We start from the raw sequence: 18,281 nt of genomic DNA on the forward strand, positions 1-18,281 counted from the left end.
GCCCTTCGGCGCCGAGTGCGGATCAACCGCGGCCGGGCGCACCCCAGGTGCGGGCCCGCAACGGCATCCCGGAGGCGCCCGAGTCCGGCGTCCGCACGGCCAGGACCTGGTTGACGCCGATGCGGTTGCGTTCGAAGGCCAGCGCGGACGCCGCCATGTACAGGCGCCAGACGCGGGCGCGGCCGGGACCGGCCAGCTGGACGGCACGCCGCCAGTCGGCCTCCAGGCGGGACACCCACTGGCGCAGGGTGAGGGCGTAGTGCTCGCGGATCGCCTCGACGTCGCGCACCTCGAACCCGGCGCGCTCCAGCCGGTCCACGGTGCTGCCGATCGGCTGGAGCTCGCCGTCGGGGAAGACGTAGGAGTCGATGAACGCGTCGACGCTGTACGTCGTCTCGTCGCGCTGCGGGCGGCGGGCGATCTGGTGGTTCAGGAGCCGCCCGCCGGGCTTGAGCAGGTTGTACAGGTCGTCGGCGTACTCCAGGTATCGCTGGGCGCCGACGTGTTCGGCCATGCCGATGGAGGAGATCGCGTCGTAGGGCCCGTCGCGGACGTCGCGGTAGTCCTGGACGCGGATCTCGACCTTGTCGGTGAGGCCCTCGTCGGCGACGCGCTTGCGGGCGTGGGCGGCCTGCTCCTGGGAGAGCGTGACGCCGACGACGCGCACACCGTGCTCGCGGGCGGCGTGGACGGCCATGGAGCCCCAGCCGCAGCCGACGTCGAGGAGCCGCTGACCGGGTCTCAGGCCGAGTTTGCGGCAGACGAGTTCGAGCTTGTCGTGCTGGGCCTGTTCGAGGGTGCTGTCCGGGGCGGGCCAGTAGGCGCAGGAGTACACCATGGACGGGCCGAGGACGATCTCGTAGAAGTCGTTGCCGACGTCGTAGTGGTGGCTGATGGCGCGTCGGTCGGTGTGCTTGGTGTGCAGATGGCGGCGGGGACTGCGGGCCTCCTCGCGGGGCGGGGCGGGCGGCAACGGGAGTCCGGCGAGCTTGACCAGTCCGCGGGCGGCGGCGCGTACCTCGGGGTCGCGCAGGGCCTGGGCGAGGGTGCGGGCGTCCTCGCCGCGTTCCCAGATGAGACCGGCCAGCAGATCGAGGGTCGCATAAAGGTCGCCCTCGATGTCGAGGTCCCCCGCCACCCAGGCGCGGGCCAGGCCCAGTTCGCCCGGCTTCCACAGCAGGCGGCGCAGCGCACGGCGGTTGCGTACGACCAGGGTCGGCGCGCCCGGCGGGCCGGCCTGCGAACCGTCCCATGCGCGGATGCGCACCGGGAGCGGTACTCCCAGCAACTGTGTGAAGAGGCCCTGCAGCCGCGGCGCGGCGTCTGCCATGGTGTACACCTCCGTGACGGGAATCCCGGAATGTCCGACACCACGTAAACACCTGCGGGGCTTCGGCGCAGTCCCCGGCACGCGTCATGTCTGGGCAAAACCGGCCCCTTCGCCCGCCCGGACGCGGCCGGCCCGACACGCCGGAGGACCCGGACCCGCACACGCCGAAGGGCCTCCCGCACCACGGATGGCGGGAGGCCCTTCGTCAGAGGGATGACCGACCGGAGGTCAGGAGGCCTTGGCCTTCTCCTCGGTCTTCTCCTTCGGCGCCGCGGCGACCGGGGCCGGCTTGGCGGCCTCGTAGAACTCCTCGCGCGGCGTCTCGATGGCGCCGAGCGAGACGACCTCGCGCTTGAGGAACATGCCGAGCGTCCAGTCGGCGAAGACGCGGATCTTGCGGTTCCAGGTCGGCATGGCCAGGCCGTGGTAGCCACGGTGCATGTACCAGGCGAGACGGCCCTTGAGCTTGATCTTCATCTTGCCCATGACGATCATCGCGACGCCCTTGTGGAGGCCGAGACCGGCCACCGCGCCCTTGTTGGCGTGCGAGTAGTCCTTCTGCGGGAAGCCCCGCATGCCGGACACCACGTTGTCGCCGAGGACCCGGGCCTGGCGCAGCGCGTGCTGGGCGTTCGGCGGGCACCAGGCGTTCTCGTTGCCCGCCTTGCGGCCGACGAGGTCCGGGACCTGGGCGTTGTCGCCGGCGGCCCAGATGTAGTCGGTGCCCTTGACCTGGAGGGTCGGCTCGCAGTCGACGTGACCGCGGGGGCCCAGCGGCAGGCCGTAGCGGGCCAGGGCCGGGTTGGGCTTGACGCCGGCGGTCCAGACGATGGTGCTGGAGTCGACCTCGAGGCCGTTCTTCAGCACCACGTGGCCGTCGACGCAGGAGTCCATGGAGGTGGACAGGTAGACCTCGACGCCGCGGCCCTCGAGGTGCTCCTTGCCGTACTTGCCGAGCTTGGGGCCGACCTCGGGGAGGATCTTGTCGGCGGCGTCGACCAGGATGAAGCGCATGTCCTCGCGGGACACGTTCTTGTAGTACTGCGCCGCGTCGCGGGCCATGTCCTCGACCTCGCCGATGGTCTCCGCACCGGCGAATCCGCCGCCCACGAAGACGAAGGTGAGCGCCTTGCGGCGGATCTCCTCGTCGGTGGTGGAGTCGGCCTTGTCGAGCTGCTCGAGGACGTGGTTGCGCAGGCCGATGGCCTCCTCGACGCCCTTCATACCGATGCCCTGCTCGGCGAGGCCGGGGATCGGGAAGGTGCGGGAGACCGCGCCGAGCGCGATCACCAGGTAGTCGAAGGGCAGCTCGTAGGCCTCGCCGACCAGCGGGGAGACCGTGGCGACCTTGCGGTCCTGGTCGATGGTGGTGACCCGGCCGGTGAGAACCTCCGCCTTGGGCAGCACGCGTCGCAGCGGGACGACGACATGGCGCGGGGAGATGTTGCCGGCGGCGGCTTCGGGGAGGAAGGGCTGGTAGGTCATGTACGACCGGGGGTCGACGACCGTGACGGTCGCCTCGCCGTAGCGCATCTTCTTCTGGATGCGCCGAGCTGCGTACAGGCCTACGTACCCACCGCCTACTACGAGGATCCTGGGACGCTCCGTGGTGCTCATGCCATCGAGTATCCACCCGTCTCAGGGGGGTGGCTCGTGCGCCCCTTCACAAGCTCTGCCGGGGTGTGTGCTATCCTCCGCGGCCCGCGTGATCCACGTCATGGTGACAACCGGGCTCCTTTGTGCACCCCGAAGCGTTGTCAATGCCGCGTGAGCTGCCTCTCTGTGCCCGAGAGGCCTCCGTGAGGCCTGCCCGGGAGCCGCTCCGGACATCTCCCCGAACCCCTCCATACCACGCTTCTGAACATGTTCAAAGGCCTGTTCAGCCCCCGGACGGGTCAACGGGGCCGCTCTCGTCGCCCGTGAGGGCCGAATTCCTTGTGAAGAACTTCACGAACTTTTCCGGCGGGCTGTCTCCGGGGGGTCGTCCGAGCCCCCCCCGGACACGCTCATTCGTGATCCATGCCTGCTCAGAAGCGGGCTAGGAGACCGACCACGCGATGCCGTCGAGGATGTCGTGCTCACTGACCACGACCTCCTGCGCGCCGATCCGCTCCATGATCGACAGGAGTACGAGGGCGCCCGCCCCGATCACGTCGACCCGGCCCGGGTGCATGGAGGGCACGGCCGCGCGCTCGGCGTGGGTGGAACGCAGCAGCCACTCGGTGATCTCGCGGACCCGGTCGTAGGAGACGCGGGAGTGGTGGATGGCCTCGGAGTCGTACTCGGGCAGCTCCTGCGCGATCGCCGACACGGTCGTCACGGAGCCGGCCAGGCCGACCAGGGTGCGGGCCTCGCGCAGCGGAACCGTCTGCTCGGCCAGGTCGAGCGCGGCCTCGATGTCGGCCCGCATCGCCGCGATCCGCTCCTCGGACGGCGGGTCGCTCACCACCCCGTCCCGGACCAGGTGCCGCTCGGTCATGCGGACACAGCCGATGTCCACCGAGCGGGCCGCCCGGACATGGTCGTCGCCCACGACGAACTCGGTCGAGCCGCCGCCGATGTCCACGACCAGGTAGGGCTTGGGCAGATGGTCGCTCCCGGCGAGTTCCTTGGTGGCGCCGGTGAAGGAGAACTCGGCCTCCTGGTCGCCGGTGATCACCTCGGGCTCGACGCCCAGGATGTCCAGCACACCGCGCACGAACTCGTCCCGGTTCTCGGCGTCACGGGAGGCGGACGTCGCCACGAACCGCAGCCGCTCCGCCCCGTGCTCCTTGATGATCCCGGCGTACTCGCGGCACGCCGCGAAGGTCCGCTGCAGCGCTTCGGGGGCGAGCCGGCCGGTGCGGTCGACACCCTGACCGAGCCGCACGATCGTCATCCGGCGGTCCAGGTCGGTCAGCTCTCCGGTGGCGGGGTCGGCGTCGGCGACCAGGAGCCGGATGGAGTTCGTACCGCAGTCCACGGCGGCGACACGGGTCACTGTCCGTCCTCCTCGACCGGCCTGACGGCGAAGTGGCCCGCATCCGTGCTCTCGACCTGCCACCCGTCCCCGCTCGGCGGTCCGGCGGTCGTCACACAGGCGCCCTTGCGCCACCACTCCGGCAGCATCGCCAGCGCCTCGTCGCCCAGCGGGTTCACACCCGGCCCGGCGGCCAGCGAGTGGGCCACCAGGACGTGCAGGCACTTCACCCGGTCCGGCATGCCGCCCGCGCTCGGGAAGTTCTTCAGCTCCTCGATCTCGTCGCGCCGCCGGATGTAGTCCTCGTGCGCGGCCCGGTACGCCGCCGCCAGCTCCGGGTCCGAGGCCAGCCGCTCGGTCATCTCCTTCATCACGCCGTTGGCCTCCAGCGTGCCGATGGCCGAGTTCGCCTTCGGGCACGTCAGGTAGTACAGCGTGGGGAACGGCGTCCCGTCCGGCAGCCGGGGGGCCGTCTCGACGACGTCGGGCTGACCGCACGGACAGCGGTGCGCGATCGCGCGCAGACCGCGCGGGGGCCGGCCGAGCTGCTGCTTGAAGGCCTCGACGTCGGCGTCGGTGGGCTCGGTGCGCGGGGTGGTCGGCGGGGGCGTTTCCATGACTGTCTTCAGGCTGTCTTTCTCTGGGTTCAGGTCACTGACTGGGGCCGGGTCACCGGTCGGAGGCATCGGCCTTGTCGACCCCGTCCCAGACGTTCGAGTACCAGGGGCGGTCGGCCGCCCCGAGGTCGGTGCGCGACTGCTGCGCCGCGTGCGGGTCGACGACGATGAAACCCGTCTCCCCCGGCATGACGTAGTGCAACCGCTGCCGGATCTGCTGCTCGGCGTACGCGTCGTCCTGCCAGCGCGCCTTCAGGTCGCGCAGCCGCTCCACGCGCTCGCGGGCCTGCTGCTGTTCGCGCTGGAGGTCGTCGATCTCGGCGCGCTGCGAGACGTACTCCCGCATCGGATAGGCCAGGGCCACGATCAGCGAGCACATCACCAGGGCGAGCAGGGCGGCCCGGCCGGTCAGCCGCGAGCGGCGGGCCTGGCGCCTGGTCTGGGAACGGTAGACCCGGGCCGCGGTCTGCTCGCCGAGCAACCGGATCCTGGTCGCGGTGGAGAACCGGTCCCGGTCCTTCACGGCCATCTGTCCGCCTCCCGCTCCACCGTCATACGCGCGTACGTCCCCGGACACGGTACGGGACCGAGTACGGGGACGTACGTACGACGCTGCTACTTACGGGCCGGGTCGGGTCAGCCCTTGAAGCGCGGGAAGGCGCTGCGGCCGGCGTAGACCGCGGCGTCGTCGAGGATCTCCTCGATGCGCAGCAGCTGGTTGTACTTGGCGACGCGCTCGGAGCGGGCCGGGGCGCCGGTCTTGATCTGGCCGCAGTTGGTGGCGACGGCCAGGTCGGCGATGGTGACGTCCTCGGTCTCGCCGGAGCGGTGGGACATCATGCACTTGAAGCCGTTGCGCTGGGCCAGCTCGACGGCGTCCAGGGTCTCGGTGAGCGAACCGATCTGGTTGACCTTGACCAGGAGCGCGTTGGCCGCGCCCTCCTCGATGCCGCGGGCGAGGCGCTCGGGGTTGGTGACGAACAGGTCGTCGCCGACGAGCTGGACCTTGTCACCGAGCTTGTCGGTGATGGTCTTCCAGCCCTCCCAGTCGTCCTCGAACAGCGGGTCCTCGATGGAGACGAGCGGGTACGCGTCGACGAGCTCCGCGTAGTACTCGGTCATCTCGGCCGCCGAGCGGTTCTTGCCCTCGAAGGTGTAGACGCCGTCCTTGTAGAACTCGGAGGCGGCGACGTCGAGCGCCAGGGCGATCTGCTCGCCGGGGGTGTAACCGGCTTCCTTGATCGCCTCGAGGATGAGGTCGAGGGCCTCGCGGTTGGAGCCGAGGTTCGGGGCGAAGCCGCCCTCGTCGCCGAGGCCGGTGGCCAGGCCCTTGCTCTTCAGGACCTTCTTCAGGGTGTGGTAGACCTCGGCGCCCCAGCGCAGGGCCTCGGAGAAGGACTCCGCGCCGATCGGGGCGATCATGAACTCCTGGATGTCCACGTTGGAGTCGGCGTGCGAACCGCCGTTCAGGATGTTCATCATCGGCACCGGCAGCAGGTGCGCGTTGGGGCCGCCCAGGTAGCGGAAGAGGGGGAGGTCGCTGGCCTCGGAGGCGGCGTGGGCCACGGCGAGGGAGACGCCGAGGATGGCGTTGGCGCCGAGGGAGCCCTTGTTGTCGGTGGCGTCCAGGTCGAACATCGCCTGGTCGATCAGGCGCTGCTCGGTGGCGTCGTAGCCGACCAGCTCCGGGCCGATCTGCTCGATGACCGCGAGAACGGCTTTCTCCACACCCTTGCCGAGGTAGCGGTTCGAGTCGCCGTCGCGGAGCTCGATGGCCTCGAAGGCGCCCGTGGAGGCGCCGGACGGGACGGCGGCACGACCCGTGCTGCCGTCGTCGAGGCCGACCTCGACCTCGACCGTGGGGTTGCCTCGGGAGTCCAGGATTTCCCGGGCTACGACGACGTCGATGGACGGCACGAGCATCTCCTTCTTGATGTGACGCGGTGACGCGGGTCGCGCGGACCCGGCGAGGTGCGGGCCCGGTGGCTCGCGACATGAGCCTAACCGGCTCCGGGCGATCGGCCACCGGGTCGCCCACCCCATGGACAGAACCGAGAGTAAATTGTTTCCGAACGGAACAAAGCCGGTTGCCGAAAAAACCCCGCCCCGGCGCGTACGGGGGATGACGCACCGGGGCGGGGAGTCCGTGGACCCTGGACGGGTCCGGCCGGGGCCGCTGCTTACTTCAGGTGCAGCTGCTGGCCCGGGTAGATGAGGTTGGCGTCCTCGATGATGTCCTTGTTCAGCTGGAAGAGCTTCTCCCAGCCGCCCTTGACCTTCTCGTCCGCGGCGATCGAGCCGAGGGTGTCACCCTTGACGACCTTGTACTCGCCGTCGCCCTTCTCGACCTTCTTGCCGGTCGGGGTGGTGACGGTCTTCTTGGCCGCCGGGCGCTCGTCGGAGCGGGAGGCCGGCTGCTGCTCGGTCTGACGGGTCTCGGTGCTCTGCGAGGAGCTTCCGGAGTCGCTCGAGGAGCCGCCGCCGGTGTAGCCGGCGCTCGACAGGCCCTTGCCGCAGACCGGCCAGGCACCCTTGCCCTGGCTCGCCAGGACCTTCTCGGCGATCTCGATCTGCTGGGCCTTGGTCGCCTGGTCGGCGGTGGAGGCGTACTTGGTGCCGCCGTAGCCGGACCAGGTGGAGGCGGAGAACTGCAGACCGCCGTAGTAGCCGTTGCCGGTGTTGATGGACCAGTTGCCGCCGGACTCGCACTGGGCGACCGCGTCCCACTCGGAGGCGGTGGCGGCGGAGGCGTTGCCGGCCGCCATCAGCGGGGCGGCGACGGCGGCACCGGTGACACCGGCGATGGCGATGGCACGAGTGGCCTTGGACGGACGGCGGTGCGTGCCCTTGCCGGAAAACAGCATGGAGAGATCCCCTCACCGACGCCTGCGAGGTGAGCTGTCGGGTTCGGGCCGGTTGAGTTGCCCGGCCGCGCCCCTCTCGGGACGCGGCTTCACCCCAAGCCCTTCCGGCAACCGGCCGGTCGGGCACTTACCTTGGGTCCCCCGCTCCTGCCTACGGCGCTTGACGCGACGACTGTTCCCGTACGGCCGCTGGCAGGATTCGGCGTTGCGGCAGCCGGGGCTCGCGGTGACGAGCGATCACGACCGTAGACACGCGATCCACTGAATTTCAAAGACGATCAGGGCTTCTGAGATCTATCTCTCACGGGCCCCAAATGGGACATTAGCCGCGAAACATGACGTCAACTCGCACGGTTTAGGGGGGACTTCGCCCCCCGTTTCCGCACTGCCCGAACGGCTACTTCTCGTCCGCTTCGCCCTCGACCGCGAGCGCCTGACCGGGGTGGATGAGGTCCGGGTCGGCGCCGACCTCGTTCTCGTTGCCCTCGTAGAGCGTGTGCCATCCGCCGCTGACCTGAAGGGCGTCGGCGATGGACCAGAGACTGTCGCCGACGCCCACGATGTAGGCGCCCTCGGACGCGTCGCCGGAACCCTCGTCAGCCTGCGCGGAGTGACGCCCCGTGGACTTCCCCGCACCATCGCCGTCGGACGCGCCGGTTTCGTCGGCGCTGGGGCCGCGATGACGGCCGGAGCCGGTGTCGGTCGGCCGCGAGGAGTCGCCACCCTGCCGGGCGCTGTCGGCTTTGTCGCCCTTGGAGGTGGCCGACGGGGAGCCGTCGGACTGCCGCTTCTGCGACGAGCCGGTGGTTTCGGTGGACTTGTCCGGCTTGGCGGTTTCATCCTTCGAGGCCGATGACGCGTCAGGTGACGACGAAGGAGAGGAGGAAGGACTGCCCGAAGGGGACGAACCGAGCGAGTCGAGCAGACCGGGCGAGTCGACCTCACCGGACGAGTCGGATGAACCGGACGAGTCCGACCCCTTGCCCTGCTCGAGGCCGGAGAGCAGTCCACAGGTGCGCCACGCGCCGACTCCCTGGTCGGCGAGGATTCTCTCGGCCACGGCTATCTGCTGTGAGCGGCTGGCCAGGTCGGCGCTCGCGGCGTAGTCGAGGCCGCCGTGGTTCTCCCAGTCCTCCTGGGACAACTGCAGGCCGCCGTAGTAACCGTTGCCGCTGTTCTGGCTCCAGGCGCCGCCGGTCTCGCAGTCCGCGACCTTGTCCCAGGTCGTGCCGTCGGCCGCACTGGCACCGGAGGCCCCGAGGAGTGGGATCGCGATGGCGGAGCCGGTCACTCCGGCCGCGACGAGGAGAGCCGGAGCCTGGCGTGGGCGACGGTGTCGACCGTTCCCGGAGAGCATACGGAGACCTTTCGCGCGACAGCGGTGATCGACGCGGCGTGAATCCCTCCGCGTTGATGGGTGAACGTATCGGCAGACGATCACTTGTCACAAGTTCATGCCGCGCAGATCACGTGAAGATCACAGGTCTGATGTTTCGTCACGTTCGGCCGGTGCTGCCGGTGCGAACTCCACCGGCAGCGTGCGCAGCCCGCGCATGATGAGGCCGCCGCGCCATCTCAGCTCGGCCGGATCGGCAGCGAGCCGGAGGTCCGGGAGGCGGGTGAGGAGGGTGGCGAGCGCGGTCTGCCCCTCCAGGCGGGCCAGCGGGGCGCCGAGGCAGTAGTGGATGCCGTGGCCGTATCCGAGGTGCTGGTTGTCGCGGCGGGAGAGGTCCAGTACGTCCGGATCGGCGAATCGCTCAGGGTCCCGGTCCGCGGCGGCCAGCACCACGAGGACGGGGTCGCCCGCCTCGATGCGCCGACCGCCGAGAGTGAGGGACTGCGTGGCGAAGCGCCAGGTGGCGAGTTCGACGGGGCCGTCGTAGCGGAGGAGTTCCTCGACGCCGGTCTCCAGGAGGCCGCTCTCCCCGGCGGCGAGGGACGCCTGGAGCCGGGCACGCTGCCCTGGGTGGGTGAGCAGCGCGTAGGTGCCGTTTCCGATCAGGTTGACGGTTGTCTCGAAACCGGCGAACAGCAGGATGAAGGCCATGGCCGCCGCCTCGTTCTCGGTGAGGTGCTCGCCGTGGTCGGAGGCGCGGATCAGACCGGAGATGAGGTCCTCGCCGGGGGCGGGTTCGGCGGGCAGCGCCTCGCGCTTGCGGTGGATGAGGTCGGCGAGGTAGCCGCGCATCTTCTTCACCGACCGCGCCACACCGCCCCTGGGCCCGCCCTGGTGACGGATCATCATGCCCGCCCAGTCGCGGAAGTCGTCCTGGTCCTCGCGCGGGACGCCGAGCAGGTCGCAGATCGCGTAGATGGGGAGCGGGAAGGCGAACTCGTGGATCAGGTCGGCGGATCCCTTCGCCGCGAAGCCGTCGATCAGAGTGTCGGTGAGCTCCTGCACCCGTGGCGCGAACTCGGCGACCCGGCGGGGTGTGAACGCCTTGGACACCAGCCGTCGCAGCCGGGTGTGGTCCGGCGGGTCGATGTTCAGCAGATGCGTCATCAACTCGGCCTTGCGCTCGCCGGGGATGCCCGTCTTTCCCTTGGCGTGCGCCGGTTCGTCGTGATGTGCCGGGTTCTTGGAGAGCCGGTTGTCGGCGAGCGTCTGCTTGGCGTCGGCGTACCGCGTGACCAGCCAGGCCTCCACACCGCTGGGGAGTCGCGTCTTGTGGACGGGGCTGTGCTCGCGGAGCCAGGCGTAGGCGGGGTAGGGGTCGCTCGCGAACTCCCAGGTGAAGAGATCGGGAGCGGTCGCGGCTGGGCGGGGCTGGGGCTGGTCGGTCACTCGTCGACCGTATCCGGCTTCCGGCAGCGGCCCTCCACCGTCACGGCTCGGCCGAGCGCCTTCCGCGGTCTCCCCCGGCCACTCAGCCCTCGGCCTGCCGGATCGCATCGCGGTACGCGCGGGCCGCCGCCCTGAGGGCCGCCTCCGGGTCGACGCCCTCGGACTCGGCTCGGACGGCCAGGGCCAGCAGCTCGTAGCCGATGCCCTCGACGGGCGGGAGCGGTATCTCCAGACGCGCTGTGCGGACGCGGGAGGCCAGCTTGGCGGCGAGGGCCAGGCCGGGCTGGCCGAGGGGGATGCCCTCGGTGATCGAGGTGCGCTGCTTCTCGACCGCCTTGGTCCGCAGCCAGTGCTCCTTGACCTCCTCGGGCGTGGTGGCCGTCGCGTCACCGAAGACATGCGGATGGCGGTGGATCAGCTTGGCGACGATGCCGCCGGCCACGTCGTCGATGGAGAAGGGTTCCGCCCCGTCCTCCGGACGCCCCTCCTCGGCGATGCGGGCGTGGAAGACGACCTGGAGGAGGACGTCACCGAGCTCTTCGCGCAGTTCGTCACGGTCGCCCTCCTCGATCGCCTCGACGAGCTCGTACGCCTCCTCGATGCCGTACTTCGCCAGGCCCTCGTGGGTCTGGCGGGAGGACCAGGGGCACTCGACGCGGATGCGGTCCATGACCTGGACGAGATCCAGGAGGCGGGCGCCGGGCAGGTCGTAGGAGGCGGGCAGCAGCTCCAGCTCGGGCATGGCGATACGGCCGGTGCCGGCGAGGCGGGCCAGACCGTCCGTGAGGGCCGGTTCGCCCTCGCCCGTCGCCACCACGACCACCGTGTGTCCGCCGGCGCAGGCGTCGAGCAGCTCCTGCGCGGTCGGGGACGCCTCGGCGACGGTGATCCCCGCCTCGCGCAGATACGGCAGCTGCGGATGCGTGCCGTCCACGCACAGCACCCGGTCGGCCTCGTGCAGAGCCTGCCAGGCGGGCCAGGAGAGCAGGCCGGGGGCGACGCGGTGGCTGGTGGTGAGCAGGACGATGCGGCCGGGGGCGACGGCCGCGTCGGGAGCGGTCCGCTCGGGGCCCGGGGTGGCTTCGGGACTGTTGGCGTTCACGGTTCGAAGCTATCCCACGCCGCCGACCGTGCCCGAAGTTGTCCACAGGGCCCGGAGGTCAGGTCCCCAGGGCCCGGAGGTCAGGTTGGCCACAGGACCCGGAGGCCAGGGTCCACAGGGCCCGGCGGCCAGGTTGGCCACAGGACCCGGAGGCCAGGGTCCACAGGGCCCGGCGGCCAGGTTGGCCACAGGACCCGGAGGCCAGGGTCCACAGGGCCCGGCGCCCGGGCGTCCTACATGCCCTGCTGCGTCTGCGCCGCCGTGACGTCCCGGACCCACGGCGTCTTGGCGTCGACAGGCCTGCTCTTCTGGACGTCCCAGGTGCCGTAGCGCGGGTTGAGGTCGACGTTCAGGTCCTTGGAGGCGTCGGAGAGGGCCTTCCAGAACTCGGGACGGTCGGTGCTCGTGCCCAGCTTCTCGGCGAGCTTCTGGGCCTCCAGCTGGAGGCGGAGGTTGTCGTCGAGGCGCTGCGGCGGGATGCCGTACTGCTGGAGCCAGGTCGTCTCCAGCCCCTTGGCACCGCCGGCCTGCTGTTCCAGACCGGACCGCATCGCCTGGACCTCCTTGCGGGAGACGGTCACTCCGGCGTCCTCGGCGGCGCGGTGCAGCACCCGGTCCAGGACCATGGTGTGCAGGGTGTCGCGGGTGAGGGTGCCGGTTCTGGCGATGGCCTGCTGGTACTGGGCCTCGTCCCGGACGGCCGCCCGCTGGGCCGCGCGTACCTCGCCGACCCGCTCTTCCAGCTGGGAGACGGTGATCCGCTGGCCGCCCACCACGGCTGCCGCGCCGGGATGCGCGTCGTTCCCGCAGGCGGTGAGCAGGGGTGCCGCGGCGGCGATCGCGGCGGTGAGGAGGAGCGCGGTGCGACGGCGGCGGTGCAAGGAAACCTCCCGTTGGAGATTGTGCGACGGTGCACAAGGTCTTGCGATGATCGATGGTAGGCAGTGGCTCAGCTCTGGCCAACCCATTCGACCAACGATTCACCGGGACTTCCGGCACCGCCGCGCTCACCCGGGGCGGTCGTCAGCCGCGGACCTGCCCCAGCCACTGCAGCGTCCTGCGGATCTCCGCCCCGAGCGGGTGCCCGGCACCGTGGGTGCGCTCCACGTCGTGCAGCAGCCTGGCCAGGGTGTCGTGGGCGGCACCGCGGTCGCCGAGGGCGAGCTGGAGGTGCCCGATCCGGCGGCGGACGTCGTGCGCGAGCTCGGGTCCGCCGGCGGCGACGTACTGGTTCTCGTAGTACGGCAGCACCGCCCGGTACTCGGCGAGCGCCGCGGCCGGTTCGCCCAGCTGTTCGAGGCATTGGGCGGCCTCGTAGCGGAATCGCAGGGCCTGCGGGTCGGCCTGGCCCGCCTCCGCGGCGCGTTCGTCGGCGAGCCGGCGCAGCTCGGGCAGCGCACGCCGGTACTGGCCGTCGTCCAGGAGCGTCGCGGCGTACTGCTTGCGCAGGGTGCGGACGACCGGGGAGTGCGCGCCGTGCTGTTCGGCTGCGGCGGGCAGGATTCCCCCCAGGATGTCGACGGCCTGGGTGACCCGGCCCTCGCCGAGGAGCCGTTTGACCTCGTCGACGGCGCGGGCGATGTCCGTCTGCCCCGGAGCCTCGGTGACCGGTGTGGCGGGCGTGGGCCGGGGCGCCGGGGTGCGCGCACGATCCGGCCAGGGGGCGTGCGGGCGCAGGAACGGGCGGGTGGGGTCCAGGGCCGCTCCGGTGGGCGTGCCGCGCGCCGGCAGGAGCAGCTCCAGGTGCTCGTAGACCTCCTGCGCGGAGGCGGGCCGGTGCTGCGGGTCCTTGGCGAGGAGGCGCAGGACGAGGGCCTCCAGTGCCTCGGGCACTTCGGGGCGGATGCGGCGCACGGGCAGCGGGGGCTCGTACAGGTGCCGGTGCAGGACACCGAGGACCGTGGAGCCGGAGAAGGGCACGTCCCCACTGAGCAGTTCGTGCAGGACCACGCCGAGCGCGTACAGGTCGGTGTACGGGCCGACCGCGCCGCCCATCGCCTGCTCCGGTGCCATGTAGGCGGGCGAGCCGATCGGGGTGCCGGTGTGGGTGAGGCGGGTGGTGTCGGTGTCCATGACGGAGGCGACGCCGAGGTCGAGGACGGTGACGGTGCCGTCCTGCTTCACCATCACGTTGCGCGGCTTGAGGTCGCGGTGGACGATCGGCACGGCGTGCACGGCGCTCAGCACCGCGCACAGTTGCGCGGCGACCGCGACCGCCCACTGCCAGGGGTACGGGGAGTGCTCGGCGAGGTGGCCGGCGAGGTCGGCGCCGTCGATGTACTGCATGACGAGGAACAGCTCCTCGCCCTCACTGCCCGCGTCGTGCACGGTGACCAGGCCGGGGTGGTCGACCTGCGCGGTCACCCGGCACTCGCGCACGAAGCGGCGGCGCAGTTCCTCGGCGTCCTGGCCGGCGACCTTGTCGGGGCGCAGCAGCTTCACCGCCACGCGCCGGTCGAGCCGCTGGTCGTACGCCGTCCAGACCTGGCCCATGCCGCCCTGCCCGAGGACGGTGGCCAGTTCGTAGCGGCCGGCGACGACACGTCCTGCCGCCGCGGTCACCTTCCGTCCTCGTGGTTGCCGTCCCGGTGGCCTTCGCCCTCGTGCCGGCGCAGGTAGTCGCTGAGCTCGTCGAGTTCGGCGCGGACCTGGTCGATGCGGGCGGGAGCCGGTCGCTGGGGGGCTGGGGGCGGCTGCATCGGGGCCGGGGGCGCGGGCGTGTCGTGCGGGGCGGGGGCGTGAGAGGCGGGGGGCTGCGGGACGGGGGTGGCCGTCGGGGCGTAGGGCTGCGCGGGATGCGGGTAGCCGTACGGGGTGTGCGCGACGGTCGGGACGGTCGGCGCGTGGGGCGACGCGTAACCGGCGAACGTCCGCTGCTCGGCGTGGTGACCGATGTCCACGACGAGGAAGTAGATGGCGGCACCCGCTCCGAGCAGCAGGATCATGGCCAGCGCGATGTCGGTGCGGTAGTCGTCCTCCGGCAGCGCGCCGATCACGGCGAAGCAGGCGATGGACAGCGGCAGGCTCACCCAGGCCAGCACCCAGTCCAGGGCCCGGCCGCGCAGGACTGCCACCCGGAACAACGGGACGCAGGCCAGCACGCCGCACGTGAGGAAACCGGCTGCGGCGAACAGCACGCGCAGGGAGATGACCGTTGCCGCGCTGCGAGGAGGCGGCGCCGCGCCGTGGCCGTACATGACTGCTCCTGGACCGGTGTGGCCGATGGGGACGGACGTGCGAGTGACAGACCCTGTTGGGGAATCCGAGCGTATAGCCCGACACGGACAACGGGTTACGGGTTGTACCGAACCGTTGTCATGCTGATCACTTCGTGAACGGCCGTCCCCGGGCCGGTCGCGGACGACCGCCCGTCAGGCCCTACAAGGGGTGCCGCATCCACACGTTGGGCTCGACGTACACCGCGTACCCGCGCTCCACCTCGCAGCGCACCGGCACCAGACCGCCCGGCACCTCGACGTCGCCGTCGGTGTCGAAGGGCAGGCCCGTCCAGCGGCGCCAGTCCGCGAGCGGGGCGGCCACCGTCATGGAGGCCGGTGCCACCGAGTCGATGGTGGCACCGGCCCGGGCGTGGACGCGCAGCCACGGGTCCTGGGGCAGGCCGTCGGGGCGCACGCGGCGGGCGTACTCCTCCATCGGCGTGTGCGGTTCCAGGTGTTTGGCGTTGGGGCGGACCGGGGCGACGACCTCGCGGAAGCCGCGGGCCCGGGCGTTGTCGCGCATGGCCGAGAGCATCACCGCGGACAGGCCGCGGCCCTGTGCCTGCGGGGCGACGGAGACCGAGATCGCGCTGACGGTGTCCGGCCGGACCCCGCGCCGGAGATCGGAGAAGGCCCACACCAGCGCCGCGTCCCAGCCGTTGGCCGGCAGCCGGCCGCGGTGCGCGGCATCGAGGGCGAACGGCACGCTGTAGGCGTTCGCCACGATCTCGCCCTGCTCGTCCTCGGCGAACAGGACGTACTGAGGGAGTTCGGTGGCGATCCGCGGGAAGTGGGCTGCGCCCACGAGGTCCTGGATCACGAACTCCGGCCAGCTGTCCGCCATCCCGACGACCCGCTCCAGCATGTCCGGGCGGTCGGCGAGGCTCGATATCTTCGGCTGCATGTGATCACGGTAGACACGGGGGCGGTCCTCCGGAACCGATTTAACGGGCGGGCACCCGGTCCGCCGCCTGGGAAGACCTGGCTCGCCGTGCGGCAACCACCATGACGGCCACGGACACCAGAACGATCCCGGCGCCCACGTAGAGCGGCGCGGTGTAACCGAGACCCGCGGAGATGGCCAGGCCGCCGAGCCAAGCGCCCAGCGCGTTGCCGACGTTGGAGGCGGACACGTTGGCGCTCGCCGCCAGTGCCGCCCCGTGGGCGAAGTCGGTGACGCGAGTGATCATGCCGGGCACGCCGGCGAACCCGGTCACCCCCATGAGGAAGACGAGGACCACCGAGGCGGTGGCGTTTTCCGCCAGCAGCCCGAACAGGGCCAGGGTGAGGGCGAGTCCGAGCAGGGCGAGGACCAGGGCCCGGTCCCGGTCGCGGTCGGCCGCGCGCCCGCCGACCAGGTTTCCGACGACCAGGCCCATGCCGTAGACCATCAGCAGCCAGGCGACGTCCGCCGGGGCGAAGCCGCTGACCTCGGTGAACGTGTACGCGATGTAGCTGAACGCGCCGAACATCCCGCCGTAGCTCAGAGCAGTGGCCACCAGCGTCAGCCAGACCTGCCAGGACCGGAAGGCCCGGAGCTGCTGCACCAGGCCGCTGGGCGGTATTCGCTCCGCCTCCACAGCGGTCGTCCCCACATCAGCCGCTCCCACCGCGGTCGCTTCGGCCGCGGTCGCTTCGGCCGCGGTCGTCCTCGCCGCCTCTGCCACCGGCCGCGCCTGGTCCGCCCGGGCGGGCACCAGCGCGGCGATTCCCGCCAACGCGAGGAGGCCGATCGCCGTGACCGCCCAGAAGGCCGCTCGCCAGCCCCACCGCTCACCGACCAGCGCGCCGAAGGGCACACCCAGCACGTTCGCGACCGTCAGCCCGGCGAACATGATCGCCACGGCCTGGGACTTCTTCTCCGGTGCGACCAGGCTGCGCGCGACCAGGGATCCGATCCCGAAGAACGAGCCGTGGCACAACGCCGCCACGATCCTCCCGAGCAGCATCACCTGGTAGGTCGGCGCGACCGCGGACAGCAGGTTGCCGATGACGAACAGCGCCACCAGGCCGACCAGGACGTGCTTCCGGGGCAGCCGTGCCGTCGCCGCGGTCAGGGCGATCGCGCCGACCGCGACGCTCAACGCGTACCCCGAGATCAGCCGGCCCGCGGCCGCCTCGGACACCGCGAAACTCGACGCCACCTGCGGCAGCAGCCCCGCGATCAGGAATTCGGTCAGGCCGATACCGAAACCGCCGAGTGCCAGCGCGACGAGTCCACTCGGCATCCGTCACTCCCCGATCGACATCAACTGGCCTCCGGGCAGGGCTCCTACCCGCCGCACTGCTCCAGCATCATCTCCTTGTCCGGTGCCGTCACAGGGAGTTCGTACTTCAGCGACACCTGGGCGAAGCGCACCGCGTAGGCGCAGCGGATCCGCTTGTTCGGGGGCAGCCAGGACGCCGGGCCGGAGTCTCCCTTCGAGCCGTTGGTCGGCCCGTCCACCGGGACGAGGTTGAGCGGGTCGTTGGCGATGGACTCCCGCTTGTCCTCGGCCCAGCGCGAGGCACCCATCTGCCAGTCGTACGACAGCGGCATGACGTGGTCTATCTGGACTTTGATCGCATGGGACTTGGTCCACTCGATGACCTTGCCGGTGTAGGGGTCGTGCAGCGTCAGTGAGGTGACGACGCAGTCCGATCCCGCCCGGAAGCGCAGGTCCTCTCCGTCTCGCTTCAGAAGGTCGTTCCGCGAGTCGCAGCCGTTGTGGGAGAAGGGGACGTCGCGCGGTGCCGAGTCCATCCAGGCGTAGCCGAACTTGTCGCGGTCATAGCCCGTCCTGGGGCCGCGCCCCTTCGTCACCACTTTCTCGATCAGAGCGCGCGCCCTGGCCTTGTCCGCGCTGGAAGTGATGGCCGCGAGCCCCGGCTTGGTGCCGTCCGGGTTGTCCAGCGGGTTGACGGCCCGGCCGTCGCCGACGGCCGGGGCCCCGGAACCGGAGTCCCCACCGCCGTCAGCAGGCGGGGCCAGGCCCTCGCAGCCGGCCAGTGCCGAACCCGTGAACACCATCGCGACAGCCAGTGCCGCCCCAGCCCTCAGACGCCTCACCCTGCGCCCCTCCTCTGTCTGCCTGTTCCGCTCCGGCACGGGCGGCCCGTGCCCGGTCCCACGGTAGCGAGGAAGAGGTTCAGACCACACCGGTCCTCAATGCGCATTGTTCGCATCTCGCGCGTATCGTCGGTTCTGACTCACCTCTGGAGGGAGCTTTGCATGGGCATCTTCGACAAGTTCAAGAGTCAGGCGCGGCACAAGGGCAAGCGGGGCTCTGACACCGCGGAACAGCGGACCAACGAGAGGACCGGCGGCAAGTACGAGGACCAGGTCGACTCCGGCCAGCAGCGCGCCGAGGGCTCGCTGGGCATGGACCGCGACCGCGACCGGCCCGAACAGCAGTAAGGCCTCCAC

The 18,281-nt window shown here is 71.0% G+C and carries 17 protein-coding genes and 1 riboswitch; of the genes, 1 reads left to right on the top strand and 16 read right to left on the bottom strand.

What is annotated here, in order from left to right; genetic code table 11:
* Positions 1-22: 22 nt before the first annotated feature.
* From ACZ7EG_RS14730 to ACZ7EG_RS14805, 16 genes are all read right to left on the bottom strand, one after another.
* Positions 23-1,330: a class I SAM-dependent methyltransferase gene (locus ACZ7EG_RS14730; RefSeq protein ID WP_471077387.1), complete on the bottom strand. Its 1,308-nt coding sequence runs from the start codon at positions 1,328-1,330 to the stop codon at positions 23-25.
* Between the two features lie 228 nt (positions 1,331-1,558).
* Positions 1,559-2,947 (bottom strand): NAD(P)/FAD-dependent oxidoreductase, encoded by a 1,389-nt coding sequence (locus ACZ7EG_RS14735; protein ID WP_471077389.1) that lies wholly within the window; start codon positions 2,945-2,947, stop codon positions 1,559-1,561.
* A gap of 421 nt (positions 2,948-3,368) precedes the next feature.
* The gene (locus ACZ7EG_RS14740) at positions 3,369-4,310 is read right to left on the bottom strand and encodes a Ppx/GppA phosphatase family protein (protein ID WP_471077392.1); all 942 of its coding nucleotides are present in this window, start codon (positions 4,308-4,310) and stop codon (positions 3,369-3,371) included.
* Positions 4,307-4,906, bottom strand: coding sequence for a DUF501 domain-containing protein (locus ACZ7EG_RS14745; protein ID WP_471077395.1), 600 nt, complete (start codon positions 4,904-4,906; stop codon positions 4,307-4,309). The genes ACZ7EG_RS14740 and ACZ7EG_RS14745 overlap by 4 nt, the downstream gene beginning before the upstream one ends.
* Positions 4,907-4,958: 52 nt before the next feature.
* Complete coding sequence (locus tag ACZ7EG_RS14750; protein WP_471077398.1) at positions 4,959-5,435, bottom strand: FtsB family cell division protein; 477 nt, start codon at positions 5,433-5,435, stop codon at positions 4,959-4,961.
* A 107-nt stretch (positions 5,436-5,542) separates the two neighbouring features.
* Positions 5,543-6,823 carry a phosphopyruvate hydratase gene (gene eno, locus ACZ7EG_RS14755; RefSeq protein WP_402706479.1) on the bottom strand — a complete coding sequence of 427 codons (1,281 nt, stop codon included), beginning with the start codon at positions 6,821-6,823 and terminating at the stop codon, positions 5,543-5,545.
* Positions 6,824-7,086: 263 nt separating this feature from the next.
* Positions 7,087-7,770: a transglycosylase family protein gene (locus tag ACZ7EG_RS14760; protein WP_471077402.1), complete on the bottom strand. Its 684-nt coding sequence runs from the start codon at positions 7,768-7,770 to the stop codon at positions 7,087-7,089.
* Between the two features lie 4 nt (positions 7,771-7,774).
* Positions 7,775-7,939, bottom strand: a riboswitch (cyclic di-AMP (ydaO/yuaA leader).
* 228 nt (positions 7,940-8,167) lie between these two features.
* The gene (locus ACZ7EG_RS14765; RefSeq protein ID WP_471077405.1) at positions 8,168-9,127 is read right to left on the bottom strand and encodes a transglycosylase family protein; all 960 of its coding nucleotides are present in this window, start codon (positions 9,125-9,127) and stop codon (positions 8,168-8,170) included.
* Between the two features lie 120 nt (positions 9,128-9,247).
* Positions 9,248-10,555, bottom strand: a complete 1,308-nt coding sequence (locus ACZ7EG_RS14770) for a cytochrome P450 family protein (RefSeq protein ID WP_471077408.1) — start codon at positions 10,553-10,555, stop codon at positions 9,248-9,250.
* A gap of 82 nt (positions 10,556-10,637) precedes the next feature.
* Complete coding sequence (locus tag ACZ7EG_RS14775) at positions 10,638-11,657, bottom strand: nucleoside triphosphate pyrophosphohydrolase (protein ID WP_471077411.1); 1,020 nt, start codon at positions 11,655-11,657, stop codon at positions 10,638-10,640.
* A gap of 233 nt (positions 11,658-11,890) precedes the next feature.
* Entirely contained in the window at positions 11,891-12,538 is a 648-nt protein-coding gene (locus ACZ7EG_RS14780) for a SurA N-terminal domain-containing protein (RefSeq protein ID WP_471077414.1), read from the bottom strand.
* 142 nt (positions 12,539-12,680) lie between these two features.
* The gene (locus tag ACZ7EG_RS14785) at positions 12,681-14,177 is read right to left on the bottom strand and encodes a protein kinase domain-containing protein (RefSeq protein ID WP_471078785.1); all 1,497 of its coding nucleotides are present in this window, start codon (positions 14,175-14,177) and stop codon (positions 12,681-12,683) included.
* A 38-nt stretch (positions 14,178-14,215) separates the two neighbouring features.
* Entirely contained in the window at positions 14,216-14,854 is a 639-nt protein-coding gene (locus ACZ7EG_RS14790) for a hypothetical protein (RefSeq protein WP_471077417.1), read from the bottom strand.
* Positions 14,855-15,035: 181 nt separating this feature from the next.
* Positions 15,036-15,779 (bottom strand): N-acetyltransferase, encoded by a 744-nt coding sequence (locus ACZ7EG_RS14795; protein WP_471077421.1) that lies wholly within the window; start codon positions 15,777-15,779, stop codon positions 15,036-15,038.
* A 40-nt stretch (positions 15,780-15,819) separates the two neighbouring features.
* A complete protein-coding gene (locus ACZ7EG_RS14800; RefSeq protein WP_471077424.1) occupies positions 15,820-17,103 on the bottom strand; it encodes an MFS transporter in 1,284 nt (427 codons plus the stop codon).
* A 44-nt stretch (positions 17,104-17,147) separates the two neighbouring features.
* Entirely contained in the window at positions 17,148-17,924 is a 777-nt protein-coding gene (locus tag ACZ7EG_RS14805) for an HNH endonuclease family protein (RefSeq protein WP_471077427.1), read from the bottom strand.
* Positions 17,925-18,086: 162 nt separating this feature from the next.
* On the opposite strand from ACZ7EG_RS14805, the gene ACZ7EG_RS14810 reads away from it, so the two are divergent.
* On the top strand, positions 18,087-18,272 hold the full coding sequence (locus ACZ7EG_RS14810) for an antitoxin (RefSeq protein WP_471077430.1): 186 nt from the start codon (positions 18,087-18,089) through the stop codon (positions 18,270-18,272).
* Positions 18,273-18,281 lie beyond the last annotated feature (9 nt).

It is taken from the genome of Streptomyces sp. NPDC037100 (genome assembly GCF_055606225.1).

Bases quoted from the DNA above. Each gene is read 5' to 3' on its own strand.
- ACZ7EG_RS14745 (WP_471077395.1), bottom strand. From the start codon at position 4,906: ATGGAAACGCCCCCGCCGACCACCCCGCGCACCGAGCCCACCGACGCC.
- ACZ7EG_RS14760 (WP_471077402.1), bottom strand. From the start codon at position 7,770: ATGCTGTTTTCCGGCAAGGGCACGCACCGCCGTCCGTCCAAGGCCACT.
- ACZ7EG_RS14730 (WP_471077387.1), bottom strand. From the start codon at position 1,330: ATGGCAGACGCCGCGCCGCGGCTGCAGGGCCTCTTCACACAGTTGCTG.
- ACZ7EG_RS14750 (WP_471077398.1), bottom strand. From the start codon at position 5,435: ATGGCCGTGAAGGACCGGGACCGGTTCTCCACCGCGACCAGGATCCGG.
- ACZ7EG_RS14735 (WP_471077389.1), bottom strand. From the start codon at position 2,947: ATGAGCACCACGGAGCGTCCCAGGATCCTCGTAGTAGGCGGTGGGTAC.
- ACZ7EG_RS14800 (WP_471077424.1), bottom strand. From the start codon at position 17,103: ATGCCGAGTGGACTCGTCGCGCTGGCACTCGGCGGTTTCGGTATCGGC.
- ACZ7EG_RS14765 (WP_471077405.1), bottom strand. From the start codon at position 9,127: ATGCTCTCCGGGAACGGTCGACACCGTCGCCCACGCCAGGCTCCGGCT.
- ACZ7EG_RS14810 (WP_471077430.1), top strand. From the start codon at position 18,087: ATGGGCATCTTCGACAAGTTCAAGAGTCAGGCGCGGCACAAGGGCAAG.
- ACZ7EG_RS14790 (WP_471077417.1), bottom strand. From the start codon at position 14,854: ATGTACGGCCACGGCGCGGCGCCGCCTCCTCGCAGCGCGGCAACGGTC.
- ACZ7EG_RS14795 (WP_471077421.1), bottom strand. From the start codon at position 15,779: ATGCAGCCGAAGATATCGAGCCTCGCCGACCGCCCGGACATGCTGGAG.